This window comes from Sphingobium sp. B7D2B, from assembly GCF_025961895.1.
Taxonomy (GTDB): Bacteria; Pseudomonadota; Alphaproteobacteria; order Sphingomonadales; family Sphingomonadaceae; genus Sphingobium.
On the sequence record NZ_JAOQOM010000001.1, the window covers coordinates 3,493,816 to 3,511,101 of the forward strand.

27 protein-coding genes are annotated in these 17,286 nt (G+C 63.6%); 3 read left to right on the forward strand and 24 right to left on the reverse strand.

The features are described from left to right. Nucleotides 1–73: 73 nt before the first annotated feature. From rpmD to rpsL, 24 genes are all read right to left on the reverse strand, one after another. The gene (gene rpmD / locus M2341_RS16090; RefSeq protein ID WP_181561266.1) at nt 74–253 is read right to left on the reverse strand and encodes a 50S ribosomal protein L30; all 180 of its coding nucleotides are present in this window, start codon (nt 251–253) and stop codon (nt 74–76) included. Between the two features lie 5 nt (nt 254–258). Beyond that, nucleotides 259–1,002, reverse strand: a complete 744-nt coding sequence (gene rpsE, locus M2341_RS16095) for a 30S ribosomal protein S5 (RefSeq protein ID WP_264586068.1) — start codon at nt 1,000–1,002, stop codon at nt 259–261. Nucleotides 1,003–1,004: 2 nt separating this feature from the next. Continuing rightward, a complete protein-coding gene (gene rplR, locus M2341_RS16100) occupies nt 1,005–1,358 on the reverse strand; it encodes a 50S ribosomal protein L18 (RefSeq protein WP_181561265.1) in 354 nt (117 codons plus the stop codon). Nucleotides 1,359–1,361: 3 nt separating this feature from the next. Next, a complete protein-coding gene (rplF, locus tag M2341_RS16105) occupies nt 1,362–1,895 on the reverse strand; it encodes a 50S ribosomal protein L6 (RefSeq protein ID WP_181561264.1) in 534 nt (177 codons plus the stop codon). Further along, nucleotides 1,895–2,290, reverse strand: coding sequence for a 30S ribosomal protein S8 (gene rpsH / locus M2341_RS16110; RefSeq protein ID WP_181561263.1), 396 nt, complete (start codon nt 2,288–2,290; stop codon nt 1,895–1,897). The genes rplF and rpsH overlap by 1 nt, the downstream gene beginning before the upstream one ends. A gap of 10 nt (nt 2,291–2,300) precedes the next feature. Then, nucleotides 2,301–2,606: a 30S ribosomal protein S14 gene (gene rpsN / locus M2341_RS16115; RefSeq protein ID WP_181561262.1), complete on the reverse strand. Its 306-nt coding sequence runs from the start codon at nt 2,604–2,606 to the stop codon at nt 2,301–2,303. Between the two features lie 41 nt (nt 2,607–2,647). Next, on the reverse strand, nt 2,648–3,223 hold the full coding sequence (rplE, locus tag M2341_RS16120) for a 50S ribosomal protein L5 (RefSeq protein ID WP_181561261.1): 576 nt from the start codon (nt 3,221–3,223) through the stop codon (nt 2,648–2,650). Then, nucleotides 3,223–3,531, reverse strand: coding sequence for a 50S ribosomal protein L24 (gene rplX, locus M2341_RS16125; RefSeq protein ID WP_181561260.1), 309 nt, complete (start codon nt 3,529–3,531; stop codon nt 3,223–3,225). The genes rplE and rplX overlap by 1 nt, the downstream gene beginning before the upstream one ends. Then, a complete protein-coding gene (gene rplN, locus M2341_RS16130) occupies nt 3,531–3,899 on the reverse strand; it encodes a 50S ribosomal protein L14 (RefSeq protein ID WP_014077869.1) in 369 nt (122 codons plus the stop codon). The genes rplX and rplN overlap by 1 nt, the downstream gene beginning before the upstream one ends. 81 nt (nt 3,900–3,980) lie before the next feature. Further along, on the reverse strand, nt 3,981–4,259 hold the full coding sequence (gene rpsQ / locus M2341_RS16135; protein WP_181561259.1) for a 30S ribosomal protein S17: 279 nt from the start codon (nt 4,257–4,259) through the stop codon (nt 3,981–3,983). A 15-nt stretch (nt 4,260–4,274) separates the two neighbouring features. Continuing rightward, nucleotides 4,275–4,478 carry a 50S ribosomal protein L29 gene (gene rpmC, locus M2341_RS16140; RefSeq protein ID WP_181561258.1) on the reverse strand — a complete coding sequence of 68 codons (204 nt, stop codon included), beginning with the start codon at nt 4,476–4,478 and terminating at the stop codon, nt 4,275–4,277. Between the two features lie 5 nt (nt 4,479–4,483). Further along, entirely contained in the window at nt 4,484–4,915 is a 432-nt protein-coding gene (gene rplP / locus M2341_RS16145; protein ID WP_181561257.1) for a 50S ribosomal protein L16, read from the reverse strand. 24 nt (nt 4,916–4,939) lie between these two features. Then, entirely contained in the window at nt 4,940–5,635 is a 696-nt protein-coding gene (gene rpsC / locus M2341_RS16150) for a 30S ribosomal protein S3 (protein WP_181561256.1), read from the reverse strand. Between the two features lie 3 nt (nt 5,636–5,638). Further along, nucleotides 5,639–6,022 (reverse strand): 50S ribosomal protein L22, encoded by a 384-nt coding sequence (gene rplV / locus M2341_RS16155; RefSeq protein WP_181561255.1) that lies wholly within the window; start codon nt 6,020–6,022, stop codon nt 5,639–5,641. After that, nucleotides 6,022–6,300 carry a 30S ribosomal protein S19 gene (gene rpsS, locus M2341_RS16160; protein WP_181561254.1) on the reverse strand — a complete coding sequence of 93 codons (279 nt, stop codon included), beginning with the start codon at nt 6,298–6,300 and terminating at the stop codon, nt 6,022–6,024. Before rpsS ends, rplV begins: the two co-directional genes overlap by 1 nt. A gap of 3 nt (nt 6,301–6,303) precedes the next feature. After that, the gene (gene rplB, locus M2341_RS16165) at nt 6,304–7,140 is read right to left on the reverse strand and encodes a 50S ribosomal protein L2 (protein WP_181561253.1); all 837 of its coding nucleotides are present in this window, start codon (nt 7,138–7,140) and stop codon (nt 6,304–6,306) included. A gap of 14 nt (nt 7,141–7,154) precedes the next feature. Continuing rightward, nucleotides 7,155–7,469: a 50S ribosomal protein L23 gene (locus M2341_RS16170; protein WP_181561252.1), complete on the reverse strand. Its 315-nt coding sequence runs from the start codon at nt 7,467–7,469 to the stop codon at nt 7,155–7,157. Then, nucleotides 7,462–8,088 (reverse strand): 50S ribosomal protein L4, encoded by a 627-nt coding sequence (gene rplD, locus M2341_RS16175; RefSeq protein WP_264571787.1) that lies wholly within the window; start codon nt 8,086–8,088, stop codon nt 7,462–7,464. Before rplD ends, M2341_RS16170 begins: the two co-directional genes overlap by 8 nt. 3 nt (nt 8,089–8,091) lie before the next feature. Further along, the gene (gene rplC, locus M2341_RS16180; RefSeq protein ID WP_181561250.1) at nt 8,092–8,850 is read right to left on the reverse strand and encodes a 50S ribosomal protein L3; all 759 of its coding nucleotides are present in this window, start codon (nt 8,848–8,850) and stop codon (nt 8,092–8,094) included. Nucleotides 8,851–9,086: 236 nt separating this feature from the next. Further along, nucleotides 9,087–9,398 (reverse strand): 30S ribosomal protein S10, encoded by a 312-nt coding sequence (gene rpsJ, locus M2341_RS16185; protein ID WP_014077880.1) that lies wholly within the window; start codon nt 9,396–9,398, stop codon nt 9,087–9,089. Between the two features lie 142 nt (nt 9,399–9,540). Further along, complete coding sequence (gene tuf, locus M2341_RS16190; RefSeq protein ID WP_181561249.1) at nt 9,541–10,731, reverse strand: elongation factor Tu; 1,191 nt, start codon at nt 10,729–10,731, stop codon at nt 9,541–9,543. Between the two features lie 106 nt (nt 10,732–10,837). After that, nucleotides 10,838–12,931 (reverse strand): elongation factor G, encoded by a 2,094-nt coding sequence (fusA, locus tag M2341_RS16195; protein ID WP_264571786.1) that lies wholly within the window; start codon nt 12,929–12,931, stop codon nt 10,838–10,840. A gap of 183 nt (nt 12,932–13,114) precedes the next feature. After that, nucleotides 13,115–13,585, reverse strand: a complete 471-nt coding sequence (gene rpsG, locus M2341_RS16200) for a 30S ribosomal protein S7 (RefSeq protein ID WP_181561247.1) — start codon at nt 13,583–13,585, stop codon at nt 13,115–13,117. Between the two features lie 18 nt (nt 13,586–13,603). Then, nucleotides 13,604–13,975 carry a 30S ribosomal protein S12 gene (gene rpsL / locus M2341_RS16205; protein ID WP_181561246.1) on the reverse strand — a complete coding sequence of 124 codons (372 nt, stop codon included), beginning with the start codon at nt 13,973–13,975 and terminating at the stop codon, nt 13,604–13,606. A gap of 372 nt (nt 13,976–14,347) precedes the next feature. On the opposite strand from rpsL, the gene M2341_RS16210 reads away from it, so the two are divergent. From M2341_RS16210 to ubiB, 3 genes are all read left to right on the forward strand, one after another. Continuing rightward, nucleotides 14,348–14,872 carry a DUF1993 family protein gene (locus tag M2341_RS16210; protein ID WP_264585918.1) on the forward strand — a complete coding sequence of 175 codons (525 nt, stop codon included), beginning with the start codon at nt 14,348–14,350 and terminating at the stop codon, nt 14,870–14,872. 89 nt (nt 14,873–14,961) lie between these two features. After that, a complete protein-coding gene (locus M2341_RS16215; protein WP_181561244.1) occupies nt 14,962–15,693 on the forward strand; it encodes a class I SAM-dependent methyltransferase in 732 nt (243 codons plus the stop codon). A 48-nt stretch (nt 15,694–15,741) separates the two neighbouring features. Next, nucleotides 15,742–17,280, forward strand: a complete 1,539-nt coding sequence (gene ubiB, locus M2341_RS16220; RefSeq protein WP_264585919.1) for a 2-polyprenylphenol 6-hydroxylase — start codon at nt 15,742–15,744, stop codon at nt 17,278–17,280. The last annotated feature ends 6 nt before the right edge of the window (nt 17,281–17,286 follow it).

Below are 17,286 nucleotides of genomic sequence, written 5' to 3' on the forward strand. Positions count from 1 at the left end.
ACCCACAAACGAAAACGGAGCGCGTAACCCTCAAGGCTACACGCTCCGCTTTCAATGTCACTCGTAAAAGGCTTCAGCCTTCGACGATTTGCACCATGTGCGGCAGCTTGCGGATCGCGCCGCGCACTTCCGGCGTGTCCTCGAGCTCGACGACACGGTTCATCTTGCCCAGGCCGAGGCCGATCAGGATCTTCTCCTGAGAGGCCGGACGGCGGATCGGGGAACCGATCTGCTTCAGCTTGATCTTCGCCATGTCAGTTACTCCGCAATCGCTTCGGCGTCAGCCGCAGCGACCTCGGCAGAGGCGCCACCGCGACGAAGCAGGTCAGCGACCTTCTTGCCGCGACGCTGAGCGACCGACTTGGGGCTGGTCTGATCGGTGAGAGCCGCGAACGTCGCCCGGATCATGTTGTACGGGTTCGAGGTGCCGACCGACTTGGTCACCACGTCGGCCACGCCGAGGCTCTCGAACACGGCGCGCATCGGACCGCCGGCGATGATGCCGGTGCCTGCCGGTGCAGTACGAACGGTCACCTTGCCGGCGCCGAAGTGCCCGCGACCATCATGGTGCAGCGTGCGGCCTTCCTTGAGCGGAACGCGAACCATTGCCTTCTTGGCAGCGGCGGTCGCCTTGCTGATCGCCTCGGGAACCTCACGAGCCTTGCCATGGCCGAAGCCGGCACGACCCTTGCCGTCACCCACGACCACGAGTGCCGCAAAGCCGAAGCGCTTGCCGCCCTTCACGGTCTTCGAGACGCGGTTGATGTGGACGAGCTTCTCGACGAATTCCTCGCCATTGTCGTCCTCACCGCCACGACCGCGACGGTCGTCACGACGGCCACGGCCGCCACGATCCCGATCGCCACCGCTGCGGCCGCCACGGCCACGGCGCTGTTGCTGCTGCGGCTCGGCGGCCACACCCGTCACGTCCTGGGGCGTGGTCTCGGGCGCGAGAACAGCCTCGGGCTGATTGCCCTCACCGGTGGTGTTTTCGTCTGCCATCATCAGAACTCCAGTCCGCCTTCACGAGCGGCATCGGCCAGCGCTTTCACGCGACCATGAAAGAGGAAGCCACCACGATCGAACACGACCTTGGTAACGCCGGCCTTGGCAGCAGCCTCGGCCACGCGCTTGCCGACATCGGCTGCAGCCGATGAGGTGGCGCCGGTCTTACCACGCACATCCTTGTCCAGGGTCGACGCTGCGGCCAGGGTCTTGCCCTGCGTGTCGTCGATGACCTGCGCATAGATATGCCGGCCGGAACGGTGCACGGACAGACGGGGCTTGCCACCCGCCCGCGCCTTGATCGCGGTACGCACGCGCCGGGCGCGACGATCGAAGAGAGAGAGTTTCGCCATGGCTTACTTCTTCTTGCCTTCTTTGCGGAAGATAAACTCGCCGCGATACTTGATACCCTTGCCCTTATAGGGCTCCGGCTTGCGCCAGCGACGGATTTCCGCCGCGACCTGGCCGACCTGCTGCTTGTCGATCCCGCTGATTTCCACCGTGGTGTTATCGGGGGTCTTGATCTCGATGCCGGCCGGAACCGGGAAATCGACATCATGGCTGTAGCCGAGCTGCAGCTTCAGGTTCTTGCCCTGGGCCGTGGCACGATAGCCGACGCCGGTGATCTCGAGCACCTTGGTGTAACCCTCGGTCACGCCCGTCACGAGGTTCTGGACCAGCGTGCGCTGCATGCCCCAGAATGCCCGAGCCGCCTTGGTAGCGTTGGCCGGCTTGATCGAAATCGCACCGTCTTCCAGCTCATAGCTGATCTCGTCGCGCATCTGGAGCGCCAGCGTGCCCTTGGGGCCCTTCACGGAAAGCTGACCGTTCTCGATGGTGGCCGTCACCCCGCTGGGGATCGTGACCGGCTTTTTGCCGATGCGGCTCATCAGAACACCTCCGCCAGCACTTCGCCGCCGACATTCTGTGCGCGCGCTTCGGCATCCGAGAGCACGCCACGGGGCGTCGAGACGATGGTGATACCGAGGCCATTGCGTACCACCGGAAGCTCCTTGGAGCCCGAATAGACGCGACGGCCAGGCTTGGAAACGCGCGCGACGTGCTTGATCGCCGGCTCGCCTTCAAAATATTTCAGCTCGATGCGCAGGCCATCATGGCCAGCCACCTGCTCTTCGGAATAGCCGCGGATGTAACCCTCGCGCTGAAGCACGTCGAGCACACGCGCACGCAGCTTGGACGCGGGCGAAACCACGCTGTCCTTGCGTGCCCGCTGGCCGTTGCGGATGCGGGTGAGCAGGTCACCCAGGGGATCGGTCAGTGCCATCTCTTAATCCTTACCAGCTCGACTTGGTGACGCCGGGGATCAGGCCCTTGTTGGCCAGATCGCGCAGCTGAACACGGCAAAGCCGGAACTTGCGATAGTAAGCGCGGGGACGACCGGTCAGCTCGCAGCGGTTGCGCACCCGGGTCGGGTTGCCGTTGCGGGGGATCTCGGCCAGCTTGAGACGCGCGATCAGACGCTCGCTGTCATCAAGCGACGTGTCATTCGCCACTGCCTTGAGACGGGCATATTTGCCGGCGTACTTCTTCACCAGCTTCTTGCGCCGTTCGTTCTTGTTGATCGAACTCAGTTTCGCCATGGACTTAAGCTCTCTTCCTTAGAAATTGGATCCGGCCACGCTCACGCAGCCTCTTTTTCCGCCTCGGCGGGGAACGGGAAACCGAAAAGACGCAGCAGTTCGCGCGCTTCTTCGTCCGTGCGGGCCGTGGTGGTCACGATGATGTCCATGCCACGCACCTTGTCGACGCGGTCATAGCTGATCTCGGGGAAGATGATCTGCTCCTTGATGCCGAAGGCATAGTTGCCACGGCCGTCGAAGCTCTTCGGGTTGAGACCACGGAAGTCGCGGATGCGGGGCATCGCGATCGTCACCAGACGATCGAGAAACTCGTACATGCGCTCGCGACGCAGGGTCACCTTCGCACCGATGGGCATGCCTTCACGCAGCTTGAACTGCGCGATCGACTTCTTCGCCTTGGTGATGACCGGCTTCTGGCCGGCGATCAGTTCCATTTCCTCGGCGGCCTGGGTGACCTTCTTCTTGTCCTGGGTCGCCTCGCCCACGCCCATGTTGAGCGTGATCTTCTCGATCCGGGGGATTTCCATGTGGTTCTTGTAACCGAACTTCTCGCTCAGCGCCTTGACGATGGTCTCGTCATACAGCTTGCGCGAGCGCGGGATGTACTTGTCAGCCATCAGATGACCTCCCCGGTCTTGACCGCGACGCGGACCTTCTTGCCGTCACGGTCCTCGAAGCGGACGCGCGTGGCTTTGCCGTCCACAGCGAGCGCGACATTGGAAATGTGCAGCGGCGCCGGCTTGCGATCGATGCCGCCCTGCGGATTTGCCTGGTCGGGCTTGCGGTGGCGGGCGTGGACGTTGATGCCGTCGACCAGCACCTTGTCATCCTTGGGCATCACCTGGAGGACGGAACCGGTACGGCCCTTGTCCTTGCCGGCGAGCACGACGACCGTGTCACCCTTCTTGATACGTGCAGCGCTCATCACAGCACCTCGGGAGCAAGCGAAATGATCTTCATGAAGTTCTTCGCGCGCAGCTCGCGGACCACGGGGCCAAAGATACGCGTGCCGATCGGCTCCGCATTCTTGTTGACCAGCACGGCCGCATTGCCGTCGAAGCGAATGACGCTGCCGTCGGGACGACGAACGTCCTTGGCGGTGCGCACGATCACGGCGCGGTGAACGTCACCCTTCTTCACGCGGCCACGGGGGGCGGCGTCCTTCACGGAGACGACGATGATGTCGCCAACGCTGGCAAAACGACGCTTCGAGCCGCCGAGCACCTTGATGCACTGGACGCGCTTGGCGCCGCTGTTGTCAGCGACATCAAGATTGGATTGCATCTGGATCATCGATCCGGTTCCTTCTCAATTGGCCTGCCGGGACACAGCCTGTGTCTGGCCCGGTGGTTCCGTTAAATCCTTGAGACCTGCTCAGGCTGCTGCGTCTGCAGCGACCTGCTCGGGAGACTTGTGGGTGTCGACCCGCGCGATGACCTTCCAGGTCTTCAGCTTCGAGATCGGCGCCGTCTCCTCGATACGGACGGTCTCACCCTCGTGATACTCGTTGGCATCATCGTGGGCGTGATACTTCTTCGAGCGACGGATGATCTTGCCGTAGAGCGGATGCTTCACCTTGCGCTCCACCTTGACGACGACCGTCTTGTCACCCTTGTCGGAAACCACCGTTCCCGTCAGCACGCGCTTGGGCATGGGCCTGTTTCCTTCTTACTTCGCGGACGAGCGCGAACGCTCGGCCTGGAGGGTTTTGATCCGCGCGATGTCGCGACGCACTTCACGCACGCGGCTCGGCTTCTCAAGCTGGTTGGTCGCAGCCTGAAAGCGCAGGTTGAACTGCTCGCGCTTCAGCTCGCCCAGATCGGTCGAAAGCTGATCGTCGCTCTTCGCCTTGAGGTCAGAAATCTTGGTCATGACCATCATGCTCCCAGATGCGAGGTGTCGCCGAGACGCGCCACCACCTTCGTCTTGATCGGCAGCTTCATCGCTGCGCGGCTGAATGCTTCCGCAGCCAGCGGACCGGGCACGCCGTCCAGCTCGAACAGGATGCGGCCGGGCTTTACGCGCGCCGCCCAATATTCGATCGAACCCTTGCCCTTACCCTGACGGACTTCGGCAGGCTTCTTGGACACCGGCACGTCCGGGAAGACGCGAATCCAGAGACGGCCCTGACGACGGATGTGACGCGTGATCGCGCGGCGAGCCGCTTCGATCTGGCGCGCAGTGACCCGCTCCGGTTCCAGAGCCTTGAGGCCGTAGGATCCGAAATTGAGGTCCGTTCCACCCTTGGCATCGCCCTTGATGCGACCCTTGAAGGTCTTGCGGAACTTGGTTTTCTTCGGCTGTAGCATGATGCTTTACCTTGCTCTCAATTCTCAGCGAGCCGGACGCACACCGGAGGTCTGAGCCTCCAGCATGAGACGGTCGGTCGCCATCGGATCGTGGCCGAGGATCTCGCCCTTGAAGATCCAGACCTTGATGCCGCAAACGCCATAGGCCGTGTGGGCCTCGGCTTCTGCATAATCGACGTTCGCACGCAGCGTGTGCAGCGGAACGCGACCTTCGCGATACCACTCGACACGGGCGATCTCCGCGCCGCCCAGACGGCCGCCGCAGGTGATCTTGATGCCCTCGGCGCCGAGACGCAGCGCGCTCTGCACGGCGCGCTTCATGGCGCGACGGAAAGCGATACGACGCTCGAGCTGATCGGCAACACCCTGGGCGACGAGCTTGGAGTCGATTTCCGGCTTGCGGATCTCGACGATGTTCAGGCTCACGTCGCTGGACGTCATCGCGCTCAGCTTCTTGCGCAGCTTCTCGATGTCCGCGCCCTTCTTGCCGATGATGACACCGGGACGGGCTGCATAGATCGACACGCGGCACAGCTTGGCCGGACGCTCGATGACCACCTTGGAGATCGCGGCCTGGGGCAGCGTCTTCATGACATACTTGCGGATCTTGAGATCCTCAAGCAGCAGGCGACCATAATCCTGGCCTTCCGCGAACCAGCGGCTGTCCCAGGTGCGGTTGATCTGCAGGCGCAGACCGATGGGATTGCTCTTGTGACCCATGGATCAGGCCTCCTCTTCCGCAGCTTCACGCACGACGATGCGCACGCGGCTGAAGGGCTTCAGGATGCGGGTGGACTTGCCGCGACCACGCGCATGGAAGCGCTTCATGGTGAACGACTTGCCGACACTCGCCTCGGCGACGACGAGCGCGTCGACGTCGAGATTGTGGTTGTTCTCCGCATTGGCGACCGCGCTGGCGAGCACCTTGCGAACATCGACCGCCATCGCGCGCTTGGAGAAGGCGAGCACGTTCATCGCGTCCTCGACCTTGCGGCCACGGATGAGCGCGGCGACCAGGTTCAGCTTCTGGGCCGAACCGCGGATCTGCGTGCCGACGGCCAGCGCCTCATTGTCCGAGACGCGGCGGGGAGCTTTTGCCTTGCCCATCAGCGCTTGCCCTTCTTGTCAGCGGCGTGGCCGGGGAAGTAGCGCGTCGGCGCGAATTCACCCAGCTTGTGACCGACCATGTCTTCGTTCACCGAAACGGGAACGTGCTTGCGACCATTGTAGACGTTGAACGTCAGGCCAACGAACTGCGGCAGGATGGTGGAGCGGCGCGACCAGGTCTTGATCGGACCGCCACGGCCGTTGTTCTCCTGCGCGGTTTCTGCCTTCTTGAGCAGATGCAGGTCCACGAAGGGACCCTTCCAGACGGAGCGAGCCATCGCTTACCTCTTCTTCTTGGCGTGACGCGACCGGATGATCATCTTGTCGGTCGACTTGTTGTGACGGGTACGAGCGCCCTTGGTCGGCTTGCCCCACGGGGTAACCGGATGACGGCCGCCAGAGGTCCGGCCTTCACCACCGCCGTGCGGGTGGTCGACCGGGTTCTTGGCGACGCCGCGGGTGAGCGGGCGACGGCCGAGCCAGCGGCTGCGGCCGGCCTTGGCGAGGTTCTGGTTCTGGTTGTCGGGGTTCGACACCGCACCGATGGTCGCCATGCAGTCCGAGCGGATGTAGCGCTGCTCACCCGAGCCGAGACGGACGATGACCATGCCGCGATCGCGGCCGACGAGCTGGGCATAGGTGCCCGCGCTGCGTGCAATCTGAGCGCCCTTGCCCGGCTTCATCTCGATGTTGTGGATGATCGTGCCGACCGGCATCTGACCCAGTTCCATCGCGTTGCCCGGCTTCACGTCGGTCTTCTTGCCTGCGATCACCTTGTCGCCGACAGCCAGACGCTGCGGGGCGATGATGTAGGCCTGCTCGCCATCGGCATAGCTGACCAGCGCAATGAACGCCGTGCGGTTCGGGTCATATTCCAGACGCTCCACCGTGCCTTCAACGTCCCACTTGCGACGCTTGAAGTCGATGATGCGATAGCGCTGCTTGTGACCGCCGGCGATACCGCGCGAGGTCACATGACCCTTGTTGTTGCGGCCACCGGTCTTGCGCTTGCCTTCGGTCAGCGCCTTGACGGGCTTGCCCTTGTGGAGGCCGGACCGGTCGACGAGGATCAGGCCGCGCTGGGCCGGGCTCGTCGGGTTATAATGCTTGAGTGCCATTGTTCAGTCCGCCCTCAAATGCCCGTGGTGATGTCGATCGACTGGCCTTCGGCCAGGGTCACGACAGCCTTCTTCACGTCCGAGCGCGTGTAGGGCTTGCCCTTCCAGCGCTTGGTCTTGCCCTTCTGGACGATCGTGTTGACCGACTTGACGCTGACATTGAACAGCGCCTCGACAGCGGCCTTGATCTCGGGCTTCGAAGCGTCCCGCGCGACCTTGAACACAACCGCGTTGTGCTCGGAGACCAGCGTCGCCTTTTCGGTGATGTGCGGGGCGACAATCACGTCGTAATGACGCGTGGCCACCGCTGCTGCCTGCTTCTTAGCCATTGAAGCGCGCCTCCAGCTGCTCGACCGCGGCACGGGTCAGCACCAGGCTGTCCGCACGCAGGATATCGTAGACATTGGCACCGATGGCGGGGAGCACATTGACACCGACGAGATTGGACGAGGCCTTGGCGAAGGAGAGGTTGGTCGCCTCGCCGTCGATGAACAGCACCTTGCCGAGGTTGAGCTTGGCGAGCTGACCCGCCAGTTCCTTGGTCTTGCCGTCCTTGACGTCCAGATTGTCCAGAACCGTGAGCGAGCCGCCCTTGGCCTTGGCCGAAAGCGCCATCTTCAGGCCCAGCGCACGCACCTTCTTGTTGAGCGAATGCCCAAAAGTGCGGGCGCGCTGACCGTGCGCCTTACCACCACCGATGAAGATCGGGGCGCGGCGATCGCCGTGACGAGCCGTACCGCCGCCCTTCTGGCGACCGAACTTCTTGCCCGTGCGGGCAACGTCAGAACGCTCGCGCGTCGCCGATGCCGGGGCACGGCGCTTTTCAAGCTGCCAGGTGACGACACGGTGCAGAATGTCCGCGCGCGGCTCGAGGCCGAACACATCGTCATTCAGCTCGACATCGCCGGAGGCCTTGCCGCCGTCCAGAGTGAGAACCTTGATCTTCATGACTTAGCCCTCCTGGCCTTCAGTGGCCTCGGGCGCCGCGACGTCCTGCGCAGGCGTATCGGCCGGAGCCTCGGCGTTATTGTTCGCAGCCGACTTGATGCTGGCCGGGTACGGCACATCAGCCGGACGATCGACCTTCACGGCGTCCTTGACGAGAAGCCAGGCGCCCTTCGAGCCGGGCACGCTGCCCTTCACGAACAGCAGGCCGCGCTCGACGTCCGTGCGGACGATCTCGAGGTTCTGCTGGGTGCGCTGACGGTCGCCCATGTGGCCGGCCATCTTCTTGTTCTTGAACACGCGGCCCGGATCCTGACGGTTACCCGTCGAACCATGGGCACGGTGGCTGATCGACACGCCGTGCGTGGCGCGCATACCGCCGAAGCCCCAGCGCTTCATGGCGCCGGCAAAGCCCTTGCCCTGCGTCTGACCCGTCACGTCGACGAGCTGACCGGCGATGAAGTGATCGGCAGCGATTTCCGCGCCGACATCGAGCAGGGCGTCCTCGGCCACGCGGAACTCGACGACCTGCGCCTTGGGTTCCACCTGAGCCTTGGCAAAGTGCTCGCGCTGCGGCTTGGCGACATTCTTCGCCTTCGCAACGCCGGCACCCAGCTGCACGGCTACATAGCCGTCCTTATCCATTTCGCGACGGGCAATGACCTGGTTGCCTTCGAGCGCCAGGACGGTGACGGGCACGTGGCGGCCATCATCCTGGAACAGGCGGGTCATACCCACTTTCTTCGCGATCACGCCGGTACGCATGATCCAATCCTCCAATAGAGGCCCCTGCATGATGCGGGGGCTTATCCAACGAAAAAACCGCCAGGACCCTAAGACCCAGGCAGCCAACCCGATTTTGCGATGCGTTCCCCCGTCCGGGCTGGATGCTTCCGGACCCTCGACAAGCGAGGCGGAAACGACGGAGGACGCTGCCCGGCCGAAGCCGGCGGTATCCAAATGTCCTGCAAGGCGACCCGAAGGCCGCCCCGCTACGGCCATCAGGCCAGTTTGATCTCGACGTTCACGCCGGCAGCCAGATCGAGCTTCATCAGCGCGTCGACGGTCTGCGGGGTCGGCTGCACGATATCAAGCATGCGCTTGTAGGTGCGGACCTCGAACTGTTCACGACTCTTCTTATCGATGTGCGGTCCACGGTTGACCGTAAACTTCTCGATGCGGGTCGGCAGCGGAATGGGACCGCGAATGAGAGCACCCGTACGACGAGCGGTATCGGCGATGTCGCCGGTCGCCTGATCCAGCACGCGATGATCGAATGCCTTGAGACGAATACGGATATTCTGCGTTTCCATGTCCACTAACCGATGTGAAAGAGCCAAAACAAACGCTTCACCCTGATGGCCCCGGTGCCGTTCTGGCACTCACGAGCCCGCGCGAAGCGGCGAAAAAAGCAGACCGCTCGAATCACCTGATCCGAGCGGCTCGCTGCCTATATTACTTCGAGATCGTCGCGACAACCCCAGAACCGACCGTGCGGCCACCTTCGCGAATAGCGAAGCGGAGACCCGGGTCCATCGCGATCGGCGCGATGAGCTTGACGGCCAGCTTCACGTTGTCGCCCGGCATGACCATTTCGGTGCCCTCGGGGAGGACGACCTCGCCGGTCACGTCCGTCGTGCGGAAGTAGAACTGCGGACGATAGTTGGCGAAGAACGGCGTGTGACGGCCACCTTCGTCCTTCGACAGCACATACACCTCGGCTTCGAACTCGGTGTGCGGCGTGACCGAACCCGGCTTGGCCAGAACCTGACCACGCTCGACTTCTTCACGGCCAACGCCACGGATCAGCGCGCCGATGTTGTCGCCGGCTTCACCCTGGTCGAGCAGCTTGCGGAACATTTCCACGCCGGTGACGGTCGTCTTCTTGGTGGGCTTGAGGCCGATGATCTCGACTTCCTCGCCAACCTTCACAACGCCGGTCTCGACGCGGCCGGTCACCACGGTGCCGCGACCCGAGATCGAGAACACGTCTTCGATCGGCATCAGGAACGGACGGTCAACCGGACGGGCCGGCTGCGGGATGTAGGCGTCGACGGCATCCATGAGCGCCTTGATCGAATCCTTGCCGATCGCGTCGTCACGGCCTTCGAGAGCGGCCAGAGCCGAACCCTTGACGATGGGGATGTCGTCGCCCGGGAAGTCGTAGCTGGAGAGCAGCTCGCGCACTTCCAGCTCGACGAGCTCGAGGAGCTCCTCGTCGTCGACCTGGTCGACCTTGTTCATGTACACGACGAGCGCCGGCACGCCGACCTGACGGGCGAGCAGGATGTGCTCGCGGGTCTGCGGCATCGGGCCGTCAGCAGCGTTCACCACGAGGATCGCGCCGTCCATCTGGGCGGCACCGGTGATCATGTTCTTCACATAGTCAGCGTGGCCCGGGCAGTCGACGTGCGCATAGTGACGGGCGCCGGTCTCGTACTCGACGTGTGCGGTCGAGATCGTGATGCCGCGCTCGCGCTCCTCGGGAGCCTTGTCGATGTTGGCGTAGTCCGTGAACGTGGCGCCACCGGTTTCGGCCAGCACCTTGGTGATGGCGGCGGTCAGCGTGGTCTTGCCATGGTCGACGTGACCGATGGTGCCGATATTGCAGTGCGGCTTGTTCCGCTCGAATTTAGCCTTAGCCATTTCCTACCTCTTTTCGCTCAATAGCTTGGGTTCAACCGCTCGGGGAAGCCTCGCGAAGGCGCCCCCATAACAGCAAATTTACATAAATCCAGATGAAAGTGCCGGCTTAGGCCAGCTTCGCCTTCACCTCGTCCGCGACGTTCTGCGGCACCTCGTCATAGTGCGAGAACTGCATGGAGTAGTTCGCGCGGCCCTGGGTGAACGAGCGGAGCGAGTTCACATAGCCGAACATGTTGGCCAGCGGGACCATCGCCTCGACAACCTGCGCATTACCGCGGCTGTCGGTGCCCTGGATCTGGCCACGACGCGAGTTCATGTCGCCGATGACGTCACCCAGATATTCCTCAGGCGTCACCACCTCGACCTTCATCACCGGCTCGAGCAGCGTGATGCCGGCCTTCTGCGCGACTTCACGCATCGCACCGCGACCGGTGATTTCGAACGCCAGCGCCGACGAGTCGACGTCGTGATAGGCGCCGTCATACAGGTTGATCTCGAAGTCGATGATCGGGAAGCCGATGAGCGAGCCCGTGGCCGCCGTCTCGCGCATACCCTTCTCGATCGCCGGAATATATTCCTTGGGAATATTACCGCCCTTGATCTCGTCCTTGAAGATGATGCCCGCACCGCGCTCGCCCGGCGTGACCTTCACCTTGATGCGGCCGAACTGGCCGGTGCCGCCCGACTGCTTCTTGTGGGTATAATCGACGTCGACGGCCTTCTTGAGATACTCGCGATAGGCCACCTGCGGCGCACCGACGTTCGCCTCGACCTTGAACTCGCGCTTCATGCGGTCGACGAGGATTTCAAGGTGAAGCTCGCCCATGCCCTTGATGATCGTCTGGCCCGATTCGTGATCGGTCGAGACGCGGAACGACGGGTCCTCGGCAGCCAGACGATTGAGCGCCACGCCCATCTTCTCCTGGTCGGCCTTGGTCTTGGGTTCCACGGACAGCTCGATGACCGGCTCGGGGAATTCCATGCGTTCCAGGATGATCGGCTGACGCTCGGCGCACAGCGTGTCACCGGTCGTCGTTTCCTTCATGCCGGCCAGCGCGACGATATCGCCGGCATAAGCCGTATCGATGTCCTCACGGCTGTTCGCATGCATCAGGAGCATACGGCCGATCTTTTCCTTCTTGTCCTTCACGGAGTTCAGATAGGTGCCCTTGCTCAGCGTGCCGGAATAGACGCGCAGGAAGGTGAGCGAGCCGACGAACGGATCGTTCATGATCTTGAACGCGAGACCCGAGAACGGCGCCTCGTCGCTGGTCGCGCGGCTGTCCGGCTCTTCGGTGTCGGGGTTGATGCCCTGCACGTCCTCAATGTCCAGCGGGCTGGGCAGATAGTCGACGACCGCGTCCAGCAGCGCCTGCACGCCCTTGTTCTTGAAGGCCGAGCCGCACAGCACCGGCACGAAGCTCTGGTTCAGCGTGCCCTTGCGGATCAACTTCTTGAGCGTCGCGACGTCGGGCTCGTTACCCTCGAGATAGGCTTCCATCGCAGCATCGTCCTGCTCGACAGCCAGCTCAACCAGCTTCTCGCGATACTCGGCAGCCTTGTCGGCGAGGTCGGCCGGAATTTCTTCATAGAAGAATTCGGCGCCCAGATTCTCATCCTTCCAGATGATCGCGCGGTTGTTCACGAGGTCGACGAGACCCTTGAAGTCCGATTCCGCACCGATGGGCAGATACAGGACGGCCGGGGTCGCGCCCAGGCGATCGATGATCGTCTGCACGCAATAATAGAAATTGGCACCCGTGCGGTCGAGCTTGTTGATGAAGCACATCCGGGGCACGCCGTACTTGTCGGCCTGACGCCACACCGTCTCCGACTGCGGCTCCACGCCGGCAACGCCGTCGAACGCGGCGACCGCGCCGTCGAGCACGCGCAGCGAGCGCTCCACCTCGATGGTGAAGTCCACGTGGCCGGGGGTGTCGATGATGTTCAGGCGATGCTCGGGGCCTTTGCCCTCATCAGCCTTCCACAGGCAGGTCGTCGCAGCCGACGTGATCGTGATGCCGCGCTCCTGCTCCTGCTCCATCCAGTCCATCGTGGCGGCGCCGTCGTGCACTTCGCCGATCTTGTAGGACTTGCCGGTGTAATAGAGGATGCGCTCGGTCGTCGTCGTCTTGCCGGCGTCGATGTGCGCCATAATGCCGAAATTGCGGTAACGCTCGAGCGGGTGGCTGCGGGCCATGATCTTTACTCCATTGCCCGCGTGCGGCGGGGCTGCGGTCTGAAAGGTTCCTCTCCGTTCGGGTTGGCTCGGCGGGGACCCGTTTCTCCCCTCACGGAAGAACAGCCCTTCGACAGGCCCGAGCGAACGGTGGTGCAGGAAGCCGGGACAGTCCTGTGACTGCCCCGGCGTCCAATATAGTGCTTACCAGCGGTAATGCGAGAAGGCGCGGTTGGCTTCGGCCATCCGGTGCGTGTCTTCACGCTTCTTCACGGCATTGCCACGGTTGTTCGCGGCATCCAGAAGCTCGCCGGAGAGGCGGGCCGCCATCGTGGTCTCGCTGCGGCTGCGCGCCGCATTGATGAGCCAGCGAATGGCCAGCGCCTGGGCGCGCTCGGGACGGACTTCCACCGGCACCTGATAGGTCGCACCGCCAACGCGGCGGCTGCGGACCTCGATGCCCGGCTTCACATTGTTGAGGGCGTCATGAAAGACCGAGATCGGATCCTTCTTGGCGCGGGTCTCGACGGTGGCCAGTGCGCCATAAACAATCTGCTCAGCGACAGCCTTCTTGCCGTCATACATGACGCTGTTCATGAACTTCGACAGAACCTGATCGCCATACTGGGGATCGGGCAGGATGACGCGCTTTTCGGGGCGACGACGACGTGACATATCTCTGTTCTCCCCTGCTTACTTCGGACGCTTCGCGCCGTACTTGGAACGGCTCTGCTTGCGGTCCTTGACGCCCTGGGTATCCAGAACGCCGCGAAGAACGTGATAGCGCACACCGGGAAGGTCGCGCACACGGCCGCCACGGATCAGCACGACGCTGTGTTCCTGGAGGTTGTGGCCTTCGCCCGGAATGTAGCTGATGACCTCACGGCTGTTGGTGAGGCGCACCTTGCAGACCTTGCGGAGAGCCGAGTTCGGCTTCTTCGGGGTCACGGTGTAGACACGGGTGCAGACGCCGCGCTTCTGCGGGTTCTGCTCCATCGCAGGGACCTTGCTCTTGGCCTTCTGCGGCTCGCGGCCCTTGCGGACCAGCTGGTTGATCGTTGGCATGAAGCCCTTCACCTTTTTTCAGTTACTCTGCCATCTGCATGTCCTGGGTCGGCCGATGGCCAGCCGGGGCTGACCTCCAAACGACAAGAGACCCGGCGGTCGGTAAAGACCCCCTGGCCCCGCAAGAGCATAGGCAATGTTCAAGCTCTGTATGACCCAGCGGACGAGCGACCGAATCCTAGTGAAAGCACAGGTTGCGGGCCGCGAGGCAGGCGGGCCTATACAGAGAGGCCGCCAACCGGTCAAGCACGGCTCACCCCAAGGGGCACGCGTGGCGGCGAGGCGTTTTGAAATGCCGCCTTGCCTCTTTCGGCCTGCGCGCGCACATCCCAATACCCTGGCCCAATACCCTGGCAGCAAAGGCGAGAGCTGATGACCCTGACCATGCACGCGATCACCGTTCCCCTCCTCGTCAACAGCTTGACCAACATGGAGAGGTGGCTCGCGCGCCCGGATGTGCGCGCTGCCGAGGCCGATCTGCTCGGCGCTCGCCTGATCGAGGATATGCGCCCGCTCACGGCGCAATATCAGATGGCGTCGGACAGCGCCAAGAACGGCATCGCCCGTCTCGCCGGCATCGAGCCGCCCGCCATGCCGGACACCGAGGCGAGCCTCGATGCCCTGCAGGAGCGGTGCGCAAAGACCATCGCCTTCGTCCAGAGCGTCACGCCCGCACAACTGGACGGCAGCGAGGACCGCGAGATCGTGCTGCGCTTCCCGAACGGTCAGGGATACCGGTTCCACGGGCGGGATTATGTCACCGGCTTCATGCTGCCCAATTTCCTGTTCCATGCGACCATGGCCTATGCGCTGCTGCGGGCACGTGGGATCGCGATCGGCAAGCCGGATTTCCTGGCCCATCTCGGCGCGCCGGTTCCGCTCGCCGACCCGGCATGAGCTGACGGCGGCCCATCCCGCGCGGCATCGGCCGCTCCGGCATGGTTCGCCCTTTGCGCGACAGGCAGAGTCGGCTAGAGCCCGGCCCCATGAGCGAGACAGTGTCCTTTGGCTATCGTGAGGTAGCCCCCGAGGAAAAGACGAAGCTGGTCGGCGACGTCTTCTCCAATGTCGCCCGCAACTACGACATCATGAACGATGCGATGTCCGGCGGGATGCATCGGCTGTGGAAGGACCAGTTCGTCCGCCGCGTGAAGCCGCGTAAGGACGAGGCGATTCTCGACATGGCGGGCGGCACCGGCGACATCGCCTTCCGCATGGCCAAGCATGGCGCGCGTGTGACGGTGAGCGACATCAACGAGGATATGCTCGCCGTGGGCATGACGCGGGCGCAGAAGCGCGGCATCGAGGGCCTGGTCTGGCAGCCGCAAAATGCCGAGCAGCTGGTCTTCGGGGATCGCAGCTTCGATGCCTACACCATCGCGTTCGGCATCCGTAATGTGACCGACATCCCGGCTGCGCTGCGTGAGGCACATCGCGTGCTCAAATATGGCGGGCGCTTCTTCTGCCTGGAATTTTCCAGCACCACCTGGCCCGGTTTCGGCGATGTGTATGACGCCTATTCGCACAAGCTGGTGCCCAAGCTGGGCAAGATGATCGCAGGGGATGCGGAGAGCTATCGCTATCTCATCGAGTCGATCCGTCGCTTCCCGGACATGCCGAAGTTCAAGGGCATGATCGAGGAGGCGGGCTTCGTGCAGGCGAAGGCCGAGCCGATCATGGGCGGCCTCGTCGCCATTCATTCTGGATGGAAGATATGATTCGCCAGCGCAGCAGCGCCATGGTGCGTTTCGCAAGGCGATAAGGTCATGACAGCCCACATCACCCATCTCTGGCGCCTGCTCTCATGGGGGCGGACCCTCGCCCGGCATGGCGCGCTGCGCGGTATCGAGCGGGATGGCAATACGCCCGCGCCGGTCCGCCGCCTCGCACGGCTGGCGCGGCTCGGTGCGCGCGTGCCCAAGGAGCCGCGCTATGCGGAGGCGTTTCAAGCCATTGGCCCGGCCGCGATCAAGCTCGGCCAGTCGCTGGCGACGCGCCCCGATCTGGTCGGTGAGGATGCTGCCCGCGATCTGCTGTCGCTGCAGGACGCGCTCCCGCCCATGCCCTTCTCCGCGATCCGCGCCGAGATCGAAGCCAGCTTCGGGCGACCGCTCGAATCGATCTACGCCAGCGTCGATGAGCAGGCCGTCGGCGCGGCGTCCATCGCGCAGGTGCATCGTGCCGTGACGACGGACGGCCGCGCGGTCGCCATCAAGGTGCTGCGCCCGGGCATTCGCGAGCGATTCAACCGCGACATCGACACTTATGAATGGGCGGCGGCGCATCTGGAGCAACTGGGCGGCGAGGCCTCGCGCCTCCGACCGCGTCTGGTTGTGGCCAATCTCAAGCGCTGGACAGCGCGCGAGCTGGATCTGCGGCGCGAGGCGGCCTCTGCCTCCGAACTGGCCGAGGCCATGTCCGCCGTGCCGCGCTATCGCATCCCGCAGATCGACTGGGATCGCACCAACGGCCGGGTGATGACTCTCGAATGGATCGACGGCATCAAGATCAGCGACCGAGCGGCGCTGGTCGCGGCCGGGCATGACCTGAGCGATCTGGCCGCGCGGCTGGTCAACACCTTCTTGCGGCAAGCGATCGCCGACGGCTTCTTCCATGCCGACATGCACCAGGGCAATCTGTTCGTGCAGGCCGATGGCACCATCGTCGCCATCGACTTCGGCATCATGGGACGGATCGACCGGCGCGCGCGGCTGTGGCTGGCGGAGATTCTCTACGGCCTTATCACCGGCAATTATCGCCGCGTGGCGGAAATCCATTTCGAGGCGCAATACGTCCCCGCCCACCATAATGTCGCTGAGTTCGCGACTGCCCTGCGCGCCGTCGGCGAGCCCATGCGCGGTAAGCCGGTCAGTGAACTCTCTGTGGGCCAGATGCTGGACGGCCTCTTCGCCATCACCCGCGATTTCGACATGCAGACGCAGCCCCATCTGCTGCTGCTGCAAAAGACGATGGTCATGGTCGAAGGCGTGGCGACCATGCTCGACCCGACGATCAACATGTGGGACGTTTCCGGCCCCTATGTGAAGAGCTGGCTGCGCGACGAACTCGGCCCCGAAGCCAAGCTCGCCGATTCGATCCACGAAACGGTGGACACGATCCGCCGCCTGCCCGGCCTCGTCCGGCGGCTGGAGGAAGCCTATCCCGAGCCGGGTGGCGCCCCGCCCCCGCCGCCCTTGCCGGCGGTGAAGCTGGTGCAGGTGAAGGTCGGCTGGTTCTGGCGCTATGCGGGCGTGGCAATTCTCGCTGCGGCGGCCGGCGCGGGTGCCATGGCGCTCCTTGGCTGACATCCC

Bases quoted from the DNA above. Each gene is read 5' to 3' on its own strand.
- M2341_RS16215 (WP_181561244.1), top strand. From the start codon at position 14,962: ATGAGCGAGACAGTGTCCTTTGGCTATCGTGAGGTAGCCCCCGAGGAA.
- rplF (WP_181561264.1), bottom strand. From the start codon at position 1,895: ATGAGCCGCATCGGCAAAAAGCCGGTCACGATCCCCAGCGGGGTGACG.
- rpsL (WP_181561246.1), bottom strand. From the start codon at position 13,975: ATGCCAACGATCAACCAGCTGGTCCGCAAGGGCCGCGAGCCGCAGAAG.
- M2341_RS16210 (WP_264585918.1), top strand. From the start codon at position 14,348: ATGACCCTGACCATGCACGCGATCACCGTTCCCCTCCTCGTCAACAGC.
- rpsC (WP_181561256.1), bottom strand. From the start codon at position 5,635: ATGGGTCACAAGAGCAATCCCATCGGTCTGCGCCTGCAGATCAACCGC.
- rpmC (WP_181561258.1), bottom strand. From the start codon at position 4,478: ATGACCAAGATTTCTGACCTCAAGGCGAAGAGCGACGATCAGCTTTCG.
- rpmD (WP_181561266.1), bottom strand. From the start codon at position 253: ATGGCGAAGATCAAGCTGAAGCAGATCGGTTCCCCGATCCGCCGTCCG.
- rpsQ (WP_181561259.1), bottom strand. From the start codon at position 4,259: ATGCCCAAGCGCGTGCTGACGGGAACGGTGGTTTCCGACAAGGGTGAC.
- M2341_RS16170 (WP_181561252.1), bottom strand. From the start codon at position 7,469: ATGGCTAAGAAGCAGGCAGCAGCGGTGGCCACGCGTCATTACGACGTG.
- rpsJ (WP_014077880.1), bottom strand. From the start codon at position 9,398: ATGGAAACGCAGAATATCCGTATTCGTCTCAAGGCATTCGATCATCGC.
- rplP (WP_181561257.1), bottom strand. From the start codon at position 4,915: ATGCTACAGCCGAAGAAAACCAAGTTCCGCAAGACCTTCAAGGGTCGC.
- tuf (WP_181561249.1), bottom strand. From the start codon at position 10,731: ATGGCTAAGGCTAAATTCGAGCGGAACAAGCCGCACTGCAATATCGGC.
- rplC (WP_181561250.1), bottom strand. From the start codon at position 8,850: ATGCGTACCGGCGTGATCGCGAAGAAAGTGGGTATGACCCGCCTGTTC.
- ubiB (WP_264585919.1), top strand. From the start codon at position 15,742: ATGACAGCCCACATCACCCATCTCTGGCGCCTGCTCTCATGGGGGCGG.
- rpsH (WP_181561263.1), bottom strand. From the start codon at position 2,290: ATGGCACTGACCGATCCCCTGGGTGACCTGCTCACCCGCATCCGCAAC.
- rpsN (WP_181561262.1), bottom strand. From the start codon at position 2,606: ATGGCGAAACTGAGTTCGATCAACAAGAACGAACGGCGCAAGAAGCTG.
- rplE (WP_181561261.1), bottom strand. From the start codon at position 3,223: ATGGCTGACAAGTACATCCCGCGCTCGCGCAAGCTGTATGACGAGACC.
- rplD (WP_264571787.1), bottom strand. From the start codon at position 8,088: ATGAAGATCAAGGTTCTCACTCTGGACGGCGGCAAGGCCTCCGGCGAT.
- rplX (WP_181561260.1), bottom strand. From the start codon at position 3,531: ATGAGCGCTGCACGTATCAAGAAGGGTGACACGGTCGTCGTGCTCGCC.
- rplV (WP_181561255.1), bottom strand. From the start codon at position 6,022: ATGGGCAAGGCAAAAGCTCCCCGCCGCGTCTCGGACAATGAGGCGCTG.
- fusA (WP_264571786.1), bottom strand. From the start codon at position 12,931: ATGGCCCGCAGCCACCCGCTCGAGCGTTACCGCAATTTCGGCATTATG.
- rpsG (WP_181561247.1), bottom strand. From the start codon at position 13,585: ATGTCACGTCGTCGTCGCCCCGAAAAGCGCGTCATCCTGCCCGATCCC.
- rpsE (WP_264586068.1), bottom strand. From the start codon at position 1,002: ATGGCAGACGAAAACACCACCGGTGAGGGCAATCAGCCCGAGGCTGTT.
- rplR (WP_181561265.1), bottom strand. From the start codon at position 1,358: ATGGCGAAACTCTCTCTCTTCGATCGTCGCGCCCGGCGCGTGCGTACC.
- rpsS (WP_181561254.1), bottom strand. From the start codon at position 6,300: ATGGCTCGCTCCGTCTGGAAGGGTCCCTTCGTGGACCTGCATCTGCTC.
- rplN (WP_014077869.1), bottom strand. From the start codon at position 3,899: ATGATCCAGATGCAATCCAATCTTGATGTCGCTGACAACAGCGGCGCC.
- rplB (WP_181561253.1), bottom strand. From the start codon at position 7,140: ATGGCACTCAAGCATTATAACCCGACGAGCCCGGCCCAGCGCGGCCTG.